12 protein-coding genes and 1 tRNA gene are annotated in these 14,540 nt (G+C 34.0%); 7 read left to right on the top strand and 6 right to left on the bottom strand.

The annotated features are described in order from the left end of the window. The first annotated feature begins 351 nt into the window (after nucleotides 1–351). The 4 genes from ACXR6G_RS04370 to ACXR6G_RS04355 all read left to right on the top strand — a co-directional run bounded on the left by ACXR6G_RS04370 (nucleotide 352) and on the right by ACXR6G_RS04355 (nucleotide 4,058). A complete protein-coding gene (locus ACXR6G_RS04370) occupies nucleotides 352–603 on the top strand; it encodes a DUF4834 family protein (RefSeq protein ID WP_458360179.1) in 252 nt (83 codons plus the stop codon). A 117-nt stretch (nucleotides 604–720) separates the two neighbouring features. Beyond that, nucleotides 721–2,274, top strand: coding sequence for a glycine--tRNA ligase (locus tag ACXR6G_RS04365; protein WP_458360178.1), 1,554 nt, complete (start codon nucleotides 721–723; stop codon nucleotides 2,272–2,274). Nucleotides 2,275–2,949: 675 nt separating this feature from the next. Further along, nucleotides 2,950–3,031: transfer RNA gene (locus ACXR6G_RS04360), tRNA-Leu, on the top strand. Between the two features lie 118 nt (nucleotides 3,032–3,149). Then, a complete protein-coding gene (locus tag ACXR6G_RS04355; RefSeq protein ID WP_458360177.1) occupies nucleotides 3,150–4,058 on the top strand; it encodes a DNA/RNA non-specific endonuclease in 909 nt (302 codons plus the stop codon). Nucleotides 4,059–4,209: 151 nt separating this feature from the next. Here the strand turns inward: ACXR6G_RS04355 and ACXR6G_RS04350 are convergent, their stop codons facing one another. Next, nucleotides 4,210–4,689, bottom strand: coding sequence for a DUF6438 domain-containing protein (locus ACXR6G_RS04350; protein WP_458360176.1), 480 nt, complete (start codon nucleotides 4,687–4,689; stop codon nucleotides 4,210–4,212). Between the two features lie 150 nt (nucleotides 4,690–4,839). Then, entirely contained in the window at nucleotides 4,840–5,817 is a 978-nt protein-coding gene (locus ACXR6G_RS04345; protein WP_458360175.1) for a hypothetical protein, read from the bottom strand. Between the two features lie 256 nt (nucleotides 5,818–6,073). Between ACXR6G_RS04345 and ACXR6G_RS04340 the strand changes: the two genes are divergently transcribed. From ACXR6G_RS04340 to ACXR6G_RS04330, 3 genes are all read left to right on the top strand, one after another. Next, nucleotides 6,074–6,601 (top strand): RNA polymerase sigma factor, encoded by a 528-nt coding sequence (locus ACXR6G_RS04340; protein ID WP_458360174.1) that lies wholly within the window; start codon nucleotides 6,074–6,076, stop codon nucleotides 6,599–6,601. A gap of 146 nt (nucleotides 6,602–6,747) precedes the next feature. Then, the gene (locus ACXR6G_RS04335) at nucleotides 6,748–7,650 is read left to right on the top strand and encodes a FecR family protein (RefSeq protein WP_458360173.1); all 903 of its coding nucleotides are present in this window, start codon (nucleotides 6,748–6,750) and stop codon (nucleotides 7,648–7,650) included. Then, complete coding sequence (locus ACXR6G_RS04330) at nucleotides 7,650–10,208, top strand: carboxypeptidase-like regulatory domain-containing protein (protein WP_458360172.1); 2,559 nt, start codon at nucleotides 7,650–7,652, stop codon at nucleotides 10,206–10,208. The genes ACXR6G_RS04335 and ACXR6G_RS04330 overlap by 1 nt, the downstream gene beginning before the upstream one ends. A gap of 233 nt (nucleotides 10,209–10,441) precedes the next feature. Here the strand turns inward: ACXR6G_RS04330 and ACXR6G_RS04325 are convergent, their stop codons facing one another. The 4 genes from ACXR6G_RS04325 to ACXR6G_RS04310 all read right to left on the bottom strand — a co-directional run bounded on the left by ACXR6G_RS04325 (nucleotide 10,442) and on the right by ACXR6G_RS04310 (nucleotide 14,184). Next, nucleotides 10,442–11,098, bottom strand: coding sequence for a hypothetical protein (locus ACXR6G_RS04325; protein WP_458360171.1), 657 nt, complete (start codon nucleotides 11,096–11,098; stop codon nucleotides 10,442–10,444). Nucleotides 11,099–11,627: 529 nt separating this feature from the next. Beyond that, on the bottom strand, nucleotides 11,628–12,431 hold the full coding sequence (locus ACXR6G_RS04320; protein ID WP_458360170.1) for an alpha/beta hydrolase: 804 nt from the start codon (nucleotides 12,429–12,431) through the stop codon (nucleotides 11,628–11,630). 102 nt (nucleotides 12,432–12,533) lie between these two features. Continuing rightward, complete coding sequence (locus ACXR6G_RS04315) at nucleotides 12,534–13,109, bottom strand: uracil-DNA glycosylase family protein (protein WP_458360169.1); 576 nt, start codon at nucleotides 13,107–13,109, stop codon at nucleotides 12,534–12,536. 220 nt (nucleotides 13,110–13,329) lie between these two features. Further along, complete coding sequence (locus ACXR6G_RS04310; protein WP_458360168.1) at nucleotides 13,330–14,184, bottom strand: GIY-YIG nuclease family protein; 855 nt, start codon at nucleotides 14,182–14,184, stop codon at nucleotides 13,330–13,332. Nucleotides 14,185–14,540: the final 356 nt, after the last annotated feature.

The following is a 14,540-nucleotide window of genomic DNA, read 5'->3' as shown; positions in this document are numbered from 1 at the left end:
TAACATACTTTCGATAAGCGCCAAAATTGACTGCTTATACGAAATATAGAATCAAGTTTTGTGTTAGGGATTACTCATTCATGCCTATTTAATAAGTATTCGTGAATCGCTCCGCTTATTGGAAGTGAAAACCCCACAGCGAAGAATGCAAGAATAGGGTTTGTGTTGAAGACTGTGGACTCAAAATCTGTGGATTGATTAATAAAGCTAAAAAAGAGCGAGGAGTTAAAACGGAAAGCCCACCGCTTATAGCTCTTTTAAGAGTCTAAAAGCGAACACCCAAAAGCAAAAAGTGAAGAAGGGTATAAAAAAAAATGAAATGCTTATATTTGTCCTTCAAAATCGAATAATATGGCATTATTAAAATTTATATTAGTTGGAGCAGGTATCTATTACCTTATCAAATTTTTGTTTCGAGCTTTCTTCCCAGTTATTGTGAAGAAGACTTTCGAAAAGATGCAGCAGAAGCAAAATCAGCAGCAGCAACAACATCAGGAGAAACCAGAAGGTGAAGTAACTGTTGAAAAGAATACGACAAATAAAGACAAGCACGACACAAAAGGTGTAGGTGACTATGTCGATTTTGAAGAAGTTGACGATTAATTTATTTTGAATATGAATGATTCTTAGGCAGTTTGTGCTTAAGAATTTGTTCATTATAAGATGAACGGCTACTTTTGTTATCCAATTTCAGAAAAAATATAATCTAAATATAAAACTATGGCTCAGGAAGATGTTTTCAAAAAACTGGTAGCTCATTGTAAAGAATACGGATTCGTATTTCAATCATCAGAAATTTATGATGGTTTATCTGCGGTTTACGATTATGCGCAATTGGGTGTTGAATTAAAAAACAACATTAAAAAGTATTGGTGGGATTCGATGGTAAAACTGCACGAGAATGTGGTTGGTATTGATACTGCTATTTTTATGCACCCTTCCATTTGGAAAGCATCGGGCCACGTTGATGCTTTTAGTGATCCTTTGATTGATAATAAAGACTCAAAGAAGCGTTACAGAGCTGACGTTTTGATTGAAGACTTGATGGCTAAGTTCGAGGCTAAAATGGATAAGGAAGTTGCAAAAGCTCAAAAGAAGTTTGGTGATAGTTTCGATGAGGCTCAATTCCGTGCGACTAATCCTCGTGTATTGGCTAACAAAGAAAAGATGGATGCTGTGCATGCTCGTTTCGTTGTAGCTTTAGAGAAAAATGACTTGGACGAGTTGAAGCAAATCATTATCGATAATGAGATTGCTTGTCCTGTTTCGGGAACTAAAAATTGGACTGATGTTCGTCAGTTTAACTTGATGTTTTCAACCGATATGGGTTCAACTGCTGATGGTAGCAGCAAAATTTACCTTCGTCCGGAAACGGCTCAGGGTATTTTTGTGAATTACCTGAATGTACAGAAAACGGGTCGTATGAAGATTCCTTTTGGTATTGCTCAAATTGGTAAGGCATTCCGTAACGAGATTGTTGCTCGTCAGTTTATTTTCCGTATGCGTGAGTTTGAACAAATGGAACTTCAGTTCTTTGTTCGCCCAGGTGAGGAGATGAAATGGTTCGAGGCATGGAAAGAAACACGTATGAGCTGGCACAAAGCTCTTGGTTTTTCAGATGATAAATACCGTTTTCATGATCACGATAAGTTGGCTCACTATGCCAACGCTGCAACAGATATTGAATATAAGTTCCCATTCGGATTTAAAGAGGTTGAAGGAATTCACTCTCGTACCGATTTTGACTTGAAACAACACCAGGAATTTTCTGGTAAAAAAATTCAATATTTCGATCCTGAGTTGAATGCAAGCTATACACCCTATGTGGTTGAAACCTCAATTGGTGTAGACCGTATGTTCCTCGAGATTATGTCGGAAGCCTACAGGGAAGAAAAAATTGAAAAAGAAGATGGTAAAGTTGACGAACGTATTGTTCTGAAATTGCCTCCAGCATTGGCGCCAGTGAAACTGTGTGTAATGCCATTGGTTAAAAAAGATGGTTTACCTGATAAAGCCCGTGAGATTATTAAAGAATTGAAATTTGATTTCAATTGCCAGTACGACGAGAAAGACTCTATTGGTAAGCGTTACCGTCGTCAGGATGCTATTGGAACACCTTTCTGTGTAACTTTAGATCACCAGTCGTTAGAAGATAATACCGTAACAATTCGTCATCGTGATACGATGGCTCAAGAGCGTGTTGAGATTGCGAAACTATATGATATCATTAAGTCAGAAGTAAGCATGAAAAAGTTATTCAAAAAACTGAAATAGTCTTTACAAGCTTAAATATATTGAGAGGCATCCATTGGGTGCCTCTTTTTTTTGCTTGTGGATTTAGTTGAACCCCTTCAGGGTTCTTGTTCTATTGATTCATAACCACAGGTTTCACCTGTGGTTATTTAAGTTCAATCCCTTCGTGATTTTTTTTAAAAATTGTTGTGTGAGGATTGATAAATGTATAATTGGCTAATAATTGATCTCCACTACGGATTGGTTGAATACCTTCGGGGTTCTGTGTTTTGTTATTTGTAAGCACAGGTTTCAACTGTGCCTATTTAGGTTTAATCCCTTCAAGATTTATTCTGGGTAATGATCAATGGATTTTTGGATATTGTTATTAATCGGAATGGTGTAAATGAAAATTAACCACGAAGAGGTTAAATGTGAATAGTCATGGATGTCATCCATGCCTATGGGGCAGTATGAGTGAGAACTCTGAAGAAGTTCAACATATAAGCTGGTTCTATGCTTGGAATATGTCATGCCTAACTAGAAAATATAAAAAAAAAGAGAAATTTTCATCTGCGATATATTTTATAGAATAATGAGACTCAGAGACGTACCTGTAGGTGGGTGTTTCTCTCACTTTTTTTTATTAAAAAAAGCTTGGTTTTGTTTTGCAAGAATGAAACATTTCCATACATTTGCAACGCATTCAAAAGCAATGCCCAGATGGCGGAATTGGTAGACGCGCTGGTCTCAAACACCAGTGAGGCAACTCGTGCCGGTTCGATCCCGGCTCTGGGTACCGCGAAAATCCTCTTGAGAAATCAAGAGGATTTTTTTGTGCTTTTTTTTCTGATCACGTAAATGGGGAATTGACCTGGACGGCTGTCATAGCTCAGTCAATTTAGAACAAAATATCTATGAATAAAATACGTTTAGTACTCTTATTGCAATTGGTATCCTTTTTAGGATTTTCTCAGGACTACAAATATCTACCCACACATACAGGCGAAATTATCAAACACAAAAACTACATTTTATCTTATAGTGAGAAGTTTGAGCAAGCACAATGGGTGGCTTATGAGCTAAATGCGAATGAAACGACTGGTTCAATTAAGCGAGCTGATAATTTTAGACCCGATCCCATCGTAAAAACAGGCTCTGCAAATCTTAAAGATTATAAGGGGAGTGGTTACGATAGGGGACATTTGGCTCCTGCGGCTGATATGGGATTTACAACAGCAGCCATGTCCGAGAGTTTCTATATGTCGAATATGTCCCCACAAAGGCCTTCCTTTAATCGTGGTATCTGGAAAAAATTGGAAACTCAGGTTAGAAATTGGGCAAAAGCTTACGACAAGATTTATGTGGTAACAGGTGCTGTCTTAAAGCCAGGCTTGCCAATTATTGGGAAGAATAGAGTTGCTGTACCTGAGAAGTATTATAAGATTGTTTTTCGCGAAAAAGCAGGTCAATCAGATATGATTGCTTTCCTATTAGCTAATAAGAAGTCAGAACAGCCCTTAACGAGTTTTGTTGTAACTGTGGATCAGCTTGAAAAGTTAACGGGGCTTAACTTCTTCCCACAACTACCAGATGGTATTGAGAACAAGCTGGAAGCTAATCGAGGTCTACATAACTGGCGATTTGGATCAAGAAAAGGATATTCTCATGCTATTGTAAAGGCTAATAAAGATATTGAAGCAATTCGAATAAAGCCGTATGTAGGCCAATGTTGTGGCAAAACGAAGAATGGTTCACAATGTAAGCGAAAGTCGAGCTCAGGCTCTCGCTATTGTTGGCAGCATAAAAAGAAAGGGAAAGCTTAACTTTCCCTTTTCCTTCTGAATAACTTAAAGCTCTACTGGTGTGATTCAATAAAAATGAACATCTAAGATTATTGCCTGTCTATATTTTTTTTAGGATTACTTTCTTGCGATAGAAATGTATCGCTTAGTTAAGAACAATTAGAATGGACATTCATCGATCAGCGTGTATTGATGTCAGCTTGTTATGTTTTTTCTTATTATATGTAGAAATATTTTCTTGTATTAAGCCATCCAGTCTTTCTACAATACTCTTGAAAGGAGATGCTTCCCAAGATGAGCGATAATAATGTGATTTGCCTTTATACTTTAAAGTCGTATAGGGTACATCTCTATATTTTGTCTTCTGCTGAAGCTTGATCTCTTGAAATTTGAACTCAGTGAAAAGTTTTTGTAGCTCATCTAATTCTACTTTGCTAAGTCTGAATTTAATTATTCCTTTATTTCTCACATTTGAAATACCATGATAGATTGCTTCTCCTTCTGTGTTGATGTTGAGTTCATACACAGGACATTTTCCGCGACATCTCGATTTTATTAAGGTAATCAAGTTTGATTGTTGTGAATATTCTGCCTTTTGATAGGCCGAACAACTGAAAAGTAGAATTGCTAGTATTATTCCTATAGCTTTCATAAGAATTTGTTTAAAGTTGTGATGAAAATAGCTTAGACTTAAAATGAAGTATCATCCCAGTTTTAAAAGTCAAAAACTGGGATGATAACTTCTATGATTCTTAATCCCCTAAAAAAAGAATCAAATTTGAAGAGTAGGTTAATACTTGCTTCAAGATCTTTTCTGCCCTTTCTTTCCGAAAGTAGCTCCACGTTTCCAGACTTTAATTGTAGGTGCCGATTTGGATTTAGTACCTATATTCAATGACTTGCGGATGTAATTTCTTAACTCAACAAATTCAGGATAATTATAAAAAAGCTGAACTTTCTTATTGGCATAAGTATCTCCTGTTGGTTTGTTGAAGATGACAAAGTGAGTAAAGCATTCAGCAATGTCCTCACCAGGGTTAGTGGAGGCGTATTGTGTCACAAATCGATCTTGATACTTCTCGTAAAAAGTTTGCTTTTTGCTTTCATCATCACCAGTATCCAGAAATTCATCATGAATATCTTTCCAGAAATTTTGATAGAGTGCATTTATATACGATCCTTCTTTTGCGCAACCTTCTCCTGGGAAATAATTTTGACAATTATTTTCAGTTTTTTTCGAATCGACCTGTGTATCGTTCAGTGTTAAAACATGTCCGAATTCATGAATAATCGTATAGGATAATTCACCATCTGAATTAAAACCACCATAGTAAGCCATGTCAATGGCAATTCCGATCTGCCATTTTGTAAGATCATTTGTTGTTTGAACAACATAGCCTGCAATTCCACTTTCTTCCCCCGTAATAACAATGTATTCGTTAAAGAATGTTATGTAATTATTTGGTACAATTTTACTGATTAAGTCCCAAATCTCGGTGTGTTTTTTACTGTCCTTCTGTAATTCCAAAAGGTTATCAGCAACTTTGTAGTCTGTTGTTTTATTTATGTTGTATCCCTCTACTGAATAAAGTGTAATACCCCCTTCTTCACTTGTCGGACCATCTGTCGACTCATCTTTGTCTTCAATAGGTTTGTTAGGCGTCTCTTTTTTTTCGGGCTCTACGACATCATCATCCTTACTACAGGCATTAAATGTATTGAGAACTAATAAGGACAGTAATAGAATTACGAGTATTCTCAGTCTTTTTTGAAGGAGCATATTATTCAAATTTTAGTTTGACTTGTATCTCATTGTAATACTAAAACAACTCTCGAATTGAATACCCTACTTTTTTTTTTAATGTTTAGACTTTAATCAAGTTACTTACGTTTATTTACTAATCAGAATTTGATTTTTGTGAGAACTTAAAAAAAATATGTAAATCGTATTTACTTGCAGAATTTAATTTAAATTGAGCCCAATTAAACTGTCATAGAGTTTGTGAAACGCTTATTTCTATATCGAAAGAAAACCTGTGGAAGAATTAGATAAGAAAAATATAAATTTATCCTTGTGTAAAACGAAGGTGTTCGAGAGGGTTTTTAACTTACATGCCCCCTTACTCCATAATTTTATCTACTACAAGTGCGGTGATCCTGACATGTCAGATGATATCGTACAAGAAGCTTTCGTTAAACTTTGGGAGAATTGCAAGAAAGTACTTTTTCTAAAAGCTAAATCTTTTGTCTTTACAGTTGCAAAAAATCTATTTCTTAATCATGTGTCGCATCAGAAGGTTAGACTGAAATATCATCAGGAAATACCAGATGAGTTAAATATTGAGAGTCCTGAGTATATTATGGAAGAATCTGAGTTTCGGGTGATTTTAAATAATGCTATTGCTGATTTGCCAGAAAAACAGCGTGTTGTTTTTCTGTTGAATAGAATCGATAAAAAAACATATGCTGAGATAGCCGAGATGTTGGATATCTCGGTAAAAGCCATAGAGAAACGAATGCATATAGCATTGATAGCTTTGAGAGAAAAAATTGGTAATGTTTAGATATAGAGGTAGGGTAATTGAACTTTAACATGTTTTAATTGTAGATACAACATAAATTTCAATCACCTTAATTGATGGTTTAGACTTATTTTGTAATAAAATAATAGAATTCGACCTGATAAATTTCAGGATTTAATAAGATATCCATGCAGAATAATTTCACTGATGATACATATTTGGCAAGATGGCTTAATAATGAGTTGTCTGATGCAGAAGTGAAAGCTTTCGAGAAGACTGAAGATTATTATGCTTATAAAAGAATAGCTGAAACTTCATCTCTATTAGAAAAGCCCTCCTTTGATAAGGAAAAAGCTTTTCAGAAACTTCTGCAAAATAGAATGGCTGCAAGGAGAAAGCCTATAATTACCTTTTGGCCTTACTGGCTAGCAGCTTCTGTTGCTATACTAATGGGTATCCTCTTTTTATTACCATCAGAAACAGGATACAAAAGTTTGAATGGAGAGCAGCTTGCTTTTAATTTACCTGATGGGTCAAAGGTTAAGTTGAATTCTAAATCTGAAATTTCGTTTCATGATAAAAAATGGGATAATAAAAGAGAGTTAAACTTAAAAGGGGAAGCTTATTTTAAAGTAATTCCCGGATCAAAATTCAAGATACATACCAATTGTGGTGATGTGAGTGTATTGGGAACTGAGTTTAATGTTCATTCCCGAAACAATTTTTTCGAAGTACTTTGTTTCGAAGGTCGTGTGAAAGTCGATTTTATGGGAGATTCTATCATCCTAAAAGGGGGTGATGCTGTTCGTTTTATCGATGAAGATAAAGAGTCATGGATATTTTCGCAACAATCTCCATCATGGACAAAAGGAGAAAGTACCTTCGAAAACCTGCCTCTTAAAGAGGTGGTGAAGGCTCTCGAGCGTCATTATAAAGTTCGTTTTGAGGCTAACGGAATTGATCTAAGTCAACGATTCACAGGGAGTTTTACTCATGATGATTTAGAATTGGCTCTTAAATCTGTTTTTTATCCTATGGAGATTAAATATAAAATAAGAAGAAAGAAACCGATTTTATTGTATCGTAAATAATGAAGTATCTAATCTTATATTTCTTTATCCTGATAACTTTCCCTCTCTTATCTCAAGAGAAAACCAGCACTTTGAGCTTTGAAAGTGCAAGCTTGAAAGAGGTGTTGAATAAGCTTGAATCTCAGTTTGATGTTCGTTTCTCATATCGCGATGATATTGCGAATCAATACAAATTTAGTTTCGAGATATCTGATGCCTCACTTTATGTCATAATTACTAAACTTCAGCAGGAAACCCAATTAATTTTTGAGAAGATAAGTTCCCGATACATCATTGTGAAAGAGGATGAAACTCCACGTTTTATCACTATAAGAGGCAGGTTGGTCGATAAGACGACACAAACACCTCTTTGGGGTGGTACTATTATTAACCAGACTCAAAAAAGGGGATGTACATCTGATGAAGAGGGGTATTTCGAATTGAGAAGAAATACTTCAGTAGATACGATCTTGATTCAGTATATTGGATTTACTTCTATAAAATTTTGCGCCAATATCATCAAGGATAATTTGCTGATAAAGGCTGAATTATATGAATCGCACGAACAACTGAATGAAGTTTTGATTGATCAGATTAGTGATGGGACAGGCAACAATTACGATGGATCTATTATGCTTTCTTCTGACGATATTAAGTCGGTTACTGCTTCTCCAGACCCAGACGTTTTTGAGACCCTTCAACTCATTCCAGGAGTTGTTAGTCCTTCAGAGTCGAATTCTGATTTGCATATTAGAGGGGGAACTCCCGACCAGAATCTGATTTTATGGAATGGCATCACTATTTACCACAATTCTCATTTTTTTGGCATGATTTCAGCGCTTAATCCTCACCAGATTTCCGATGTGAAGATATTTCGAAGTGGTGCAAGTGCTCAATACGGTAATCGTATTTCAGGTGTTATCGATATGCGCTCTGATAGGAGGATTCCTGAACAAGTGGGTGGGAGTTTAGGAGCTAACTTTAATTATATGGATGCCCTACTTAAATTGCCGATTAAGAAAGATAAAGTGGGGATAAGTTTAAGTTTCAGAAGATCGTACAATGATTTCATAAAGACCCCGTCCTTTAATCATTATTCTGAACGGGTTTTTCAGAATACAATCATATCAGAGAATAAAGCCTTTGATTCAGAATACACCAAGACAAATACGGACTTTTATTTTAAGGATTTGTCATTGAATACCACTATAAATTTCTCAGATGATCATAAGTTGTATGTGAACTATTTGTATTCGATCAACGATTTAGATTATTCATTTTCTTACGATGATTATTATAAAAGTAAGGATAGGTTAAAGATCAATAATCAGGGCTTGAGCTTGATTTCAGAAGGAAAATGGAGTCGGAATGTCAGACATAGCATTAAAGGAGAATTTTCGTATTACGATCTGGATTATTCTTATCATGGAGAGATTGATAATGGAGAGAAAGCTAAAAATACCAAAGCAAATTCTATTAAAGAGCTAGGACTCGATGCTGATGTGCAAGTTCGCTTAGGTCCCTGGAGTAAATTACGCACGGGATTACAGATTACTTCACAAACAGTAGAATATCACTTTCAGAGTGTAGCAGATGCCTCCGAGAATAACTATATCGATAAAAATAAAGGTGACGAGAATTCCTTTGCCCTTTATTCTGAATTACAGTTTAATAAGAAAAAGGATTTTTATATCAATTTGGGATTAAGATTCAATTATCTGACATCTACTGAAAAGATGTTTTTTGAACCTCGCCTATATGCAAAGTTAAAGCTGGCTAAACCACTTTATTTTAAGTTAACTGCTAGCATCAAGAATCAAAATATAAGTCAAATTCTGGAGTTTCAAACCAGTGATTTTGGTTTAGAGAATCAGGTTTGGGGATTGGCCGATAATTTGAATATTCCAATTCTAAATAGTAAGCAGATATCTGGAGGATTAGAGTGGGATAAGGATGGTTTGAATATCGGTTTGGAAACATACTTTAAGCAAGATGAGGGTTTGACTTCAGTTTCTAAGGCTTTTGTTAATAAAAATGTCTTTTATGCTGAAGGCAAAAGTAAAACATGGGGGTTTGATGCCCTCTTCAGAAAAAGAGGTCAGAATTATAATTCTTTACTGTCCTACTCTCTGATTAAAACCAATTATAGGTTTCTTGATTTGAACGAAGGAAAAACATTTCGCGGAAATTTTGATATTCGCCATGCCGTGGCTGCTGCCTTTACCTACCATTGGCAGTCTTTCGAATTTTCTCTGAATTGGAAATGGCGAACAGGAAAACCCTTTACCCCTGCCAATAGTATTGATCCCGAAAATGGTCAGATCTATTATGATATCATCAATAGCAGTAGGATTTCTAATTACCATCGACTCGATTTCTCATCGGCTTATAAGTTTAGCTTATCGGATTCAAGTAAAAGACAGCTTAAATTAGGATTTAATCTGCAAAACTTATACGATAAAAAAAATGTTCTGGATAGGTCATATATGGTCTATTATGATGAGACATACCAGATGAACGAGCTGAAAAGCTATTCTCTTGGGATAACACCCAATGTGTTTGTGAGATATGAATTTTGATATTCTGTATGTACAGAGTTATAATGATCTTGCTAAGTTTTGTGGGTTTCCGATCCCGAAGTGTCAGGAAACTCCTTGAAAAATAGAATAAGTGAATTGTTTTAGTGGCTTTCAAGTGTTTAATAACTTCACTAAACTTTCAATCCCTACATATCATTTACGTAACGTGTTGTGAAAGCTTTTCCACATGGTAATGACCTTGCGACTGACTACTAGGTTGTAAACGAGTTGCTTTACAATTTATTTCTAAGTTCAGTTAGTTTTTTTTCTATTGATTTTACCTTTTTATTTGCAGATGTTTCTTTATAAATATTTAAGCTTTGAATAATATTTGAGTTTGTATATATGTAATGAATTTTTAATTCCATTGTATTTTCAATATCTAACACCGTCTGATTTTGATCAATAATACTTTGCGTGCATATATCTATTGATAAGCCATCTAAATATTTTTCTTGAATTATTCTTATAATATCTCGAAGTTGTTGATTGTTTAAATTACGTGTAAATGTATAATTGTAATAAAACAATTTATTATCACTTAAATGTATCTCCAATCTAACCTTGTGTCCGCCAATAATAATCTTATAAAAATAGATTTCAATGTCTAAGTTATTTTTTCTAATTCTATATTTAAATTGAGGATATTTAAACTTCTTTAATATATGTTTCTTATTTTTTTGATTAAACAAGTAACCTTCTTGAAAGGCAATTATTTTATTTGTTGTAGATAATTCTTTCTTCTTGTATAAATCAATTATTCTCGAATATTCAGACAAATCTGTGTAATACTCAATTAATCTACTGTAATAATAGTATTTACTATAGTAATACCTATTTATCAAACCGTTTCTTCTATAATTATCTATTATAGCTGAAATTAATCTCATAGTAATTTTTTATGCCTTGCTGCAGGTATGGCCTTATCCCTTTTCCCTGCAGATTTGTTATTTTATCGTTAAATTCTCACTTACATCTTCAGCTAAGCCTTACAGATAGCTATTTGTATGCTCTAAAAAAGGCTTCAAAGATGTAAAATTAAATTTGCATAAGTTGTGAAATTTTATATTAATTTAACGCAAACTCGAAGAATTTGATGTTTGTTTGTGCAACCGACATAGATGTTGATTTTTGTTATTCTTTCAATAGAGAAGTGTTAACGGCCTTACTAAGCTCGGGGCTCCTAAGCTATAGGGATTTAAGAGTTGTCTTATCAACCGCCAAAGAAGCAAGCCGCATTTTTAAATCACGAACACTTTTAAAGTCATTATTCGTGAGTAATAAATTTGTTTATATTTTGAGCAAACCAATTTTAGTGGCTTACTGGTGTTTATTAACTGAACTAAGCTTTCAATCCCGAAAGATTTAGGGAGCACATCAATGCCCATGAAATTTAGCTTTTATTGTGCATTCGTACTTTTATTCACGAGTCAATATTCTCTTTATTTCAATGTTATATTCTTGGTTGCATGTCATTCCATTATGTCCTTGTCCGTTTAATGTAATTAAAGTGTCAGATTTTTTAAATTCATTTTTTAGTTTCAATGAAGAGCCATAATAAATTACTCTATCTTGATTCCCATGGAAAATTACAACTGGCATTTGACAATCTTTCAAGTATATGTTGGTTTCAAACTTGTATTTTAAAATTAAAGTAGGAATAATTGGAAATGTATGTTTCATCATATCTTTCAAACTATAATAAGGTGCTTGTAAAATTAAACGCCTGGGGTTGTTTGTCGAGGCAATTTTTGAGGCGAGTCCAGTTCCAATAGAATATCCTAATATAACTATTTTGTCTTCGGTGTATTGTTTTTTAAGTTCATCATAAACGTTTTGTATGTCCTCAAAAAGTTGTTCTTGTCCATTTATTCTCCCTTCACTTTTACCGTATCCACGATAATCTAAAATAAAAATGTCGTAGTTTAAATCTGTGTAAATCTTTGCAACGCCACCCCAAGAACTTAAAGAACCTGCATTACCATGTAGATAAAAAATCAAACCTTTTGCACTGTCTGCTTTAAATAAAATTCCATTTAAAACTGTACCATCGGTAGTTTTTATATTCTGTTCTTCATTTTTATCGCCAAATTGAAATTGATATGTTTTATCTAATTTCTGAGGGAAGAATATTAATCTTTCTTGAAAAAAGTATAAAAGGCCACATAATAAAATGTATAGTGCTAAGACTATTTTCAGTGTATTTATTAGGACTTTTATCATTAGTTGGATCTATTTAATATGACGCACAACGACCCTACTAGACATCTGCCACAAGGCTTTGGGTTTGATGGGGTGCTTGCGTTTAGTTATTGCTAGCAAATGTTATAATTTTAGAATTCTTTCAATTCTTAATTTTAATTTGGGAACTACTTTATTTAAAAACCACTCGTTTTTTTTCATCCAAATATTGTTTCTGGGAGATGGGTGTGGGAGCACAAAATACTCGGTTAAATACTCATTATAGTTCTTCACTGTTTCAGTTAATGTTTTTTTTGATTTACTTTCCAAGTAATATTCTTGCGCATACTTACCAATTAGAATAATCAATTCCGGTTTTTCTATTTGACTTAGTAGAATATTATGCCATTGAGGAGCACATTCTTTTCTTGGAGGATTGTCACCAGATTTACCCTTTCCCGGATAGCAAAATCCCATTGGAATTAACGCTATATTCTCAACATTGTAAAATGATTCGTTCGTAATACCCATCCAATTCCTTAAATTATCACCACTTTTATCATCCCATGGAATTCCAGTTTTGTGCACAACTAATCCTGGAGCTTGACCTATTATTACTATTTTACTTTGTGGGTGTGCTGCAAAAATTGGTCTAGGTCCTAATGGTAGGTTTGACTCACAAATTCGACAATTCCGTATTTCTTTTATCAATTTATCCATTAATTAAATTTTTAGGAAACTTCGTGAACTCTCTTTAAATATTTGCCTGTCTCGATAATTTCGGGAAACACCTTTAAAATCTTAATTCGTGAGTCATTAAATTTACTTATTTATATTTTGAACAAACCAATTTAATTGGCTTTCTGGTGTTTATTAATTGAACTAAGTTTTCAATATGAGTGTTGTCGCTCATAGTTCTATTTATTACCATACGTATTTATTAATTCTCATTAAGTCCGTGAGCTCTTGTTCCTAGTTTCTCTTTCCAAAGGTTTTCAGCATTTATACATTCTTTCTGATTTGCATTTTTTGGCAAAACTTCCAGAATTGAATATTGAAAATCTTTATGAAAATCAGTATCATAACTTTTTAGTTCAACTAATTTTTTATTTCCACCAGTAAATCCACTCTTTACATAGCTTTCCCATCTTTGCCATAAACCATTCTGACCATATGTTGTACCAACATATTGACTTCCTGTATTTTTATCCATTATCAAGTAAACAGCTTGCAATCTTGTTAATGAATCATACCATTTCGAGTGTGAATCTGGGTTTTCTATTATTTTTTTTAATTCGCTTGCTGATACTTTTATATTCATTAATCCAGGGAATTCATCAACAAAATTCCGAGGCAAAACCTTAATAACTTCTTTGTCTTGTATATTGCCATATGTACTATACCATCCACGTGGTACTATCCAGTCAATTATTAAACGACCTTCATATTTTGCATACTTTTCTTGTTTGACAAGAGTTAAGCAAAAATCAGTTTCTCTATTCTGAGCCTTACACAAAGGGCTTAGCCTTTCTGAGTGATATGGCAAGTCGGCTTTTTCTCTAATTCCTTCATTAAGATAGACACCGTATAGTTTACAGTAATTATTAGGCTCTGCAATAAAGCTGATTAAGTATTTACATTTTCTAAATGCAGGTCTGTCTTGAAAAGTTTGAAACTCTTCAATCAAATCTAATTCTTGAATCTTTGCCATATTCTCGTCCGCATGCCTTACTAATAAAACAGGACCGTCTTTTGTCATCTTATCTAATGGCATAATATCTTGTAGTAATATCATCTACTGTTTCTTTATATGTGTGGTGACTAGTGTATAGGTTGCTATACACTTTACACACCTTATCTGTTGGTTTTTATAAGTTGTTTTTAGTTCATTGATTGTACTTGAATTTACCGTCTATAGTGCGGATGGTTCTTGCAAGACTTATCAGTGAATTTTTTGTCTCAAAGACCGTTTATCAAATTTATAAAATCAAATTTATAAACAAAATATTAACTATGCGTATAGTATGCTTGTGGGTGTAGAATAGAAAGTGTCTAGTTAATGAATGTCTATTTCACTAAAATTGATTTGTAACGAAATGAATGATTTATGTTCTTTAAAAAGCATGCACATCTTTAGCTGAAGCTTTCTGC

This window comes from Ancylomarina sp. YFZ004, assembly GCF_054254355.1.
This window is presented reverse-complemented; position numbering and strand designations above follow the sequence as displayed.

What these genes read in the sequence shown, in the direction of transcription:
- ACXR6G_RS04365 (WP_458360178.1), top strand. Translation starts at nt 721, where the DNA reads ATGGCTCAGGAAGATGTTTTCAAAAAACTGGTAGCTCATTGTAAAGAA.
- ACXR6G_RS04335 (WP_458360173.1), top strand. Translation starts at nt 6,748, where the DNA reads ATGCAGAATAATTTCACTGATGATACATATTTGGCAAGATGGCTTAAT.
- ACXR6G_RS04325 (WP_458360171.1), bottom strand. Translation starts at nt 11,098, where the DNA reads ATGAGATTAATTTCAGCTATAATAGATAATTATAGAAGAAACGGTTTG.
- ACXR6G_RS04330 (WP_458360172.1), top strand. Translation starts at nt 7,650, where the DNA reads ATGAAGTATCTAATCTTATATTTCTTTATCCTGATAACTTTCCCTCTC.
- ACXR6G_RS04355 (WP_458360177.1), top strand. Translation starts at nt 3,150, where the DNA reads ATGAATAAAATACGTTTAGTACTCTTATTGCAATTGGTATCCTTTTTA.
- ACXR6G_RS04310 (WP_458360168.1), bottom strand. Translation starts at nt 14,184, where the DNA reads ATGATATTACTACAAGATATTATGCCATTAGATAAGATGACAAAAGAC.
- ACXR6G_RS04320 (WP_458360170.1), bottom strand. Translation starts at nt 12,431, where the DNA reads ATGATAAAAGTCCTAATAAATACACTGAAAATAGTCTTAGCACTATAC.
- ACXR6G_RS04350 (WP_458360176.1), bottom strand. Translation starts at nt 4,689, where the DNA reads ATGAAAGCTATAGGAATAATACTAGCAATTCTACTTTTCAGTTGTTCG.
- ACXR6G_RS04345 (WP_458360175.1), bottom strand. Translation starts at nt 5,817, where the DNA reads ATGCTCCTTCAAAAAAGACTGAGAATACTCGTAATTCTATTACTGTCC.
- ACXR6G_RS04370 (WP_458360179.1), top strand. Translation starts at nt 352, where the DNA reads ATGGCATTATTAAAATTTATATTAGTTGGAGCAGGTATCTATTACCTT.
- ACXR6G_RS04315 (WP_458360169.1), bottom strand. Translation starts at nt 13,109, where the DNA reads ATGGATAAATTGATAAAAGAAATACGGAATTGTCGAATTTGTGAGTCA.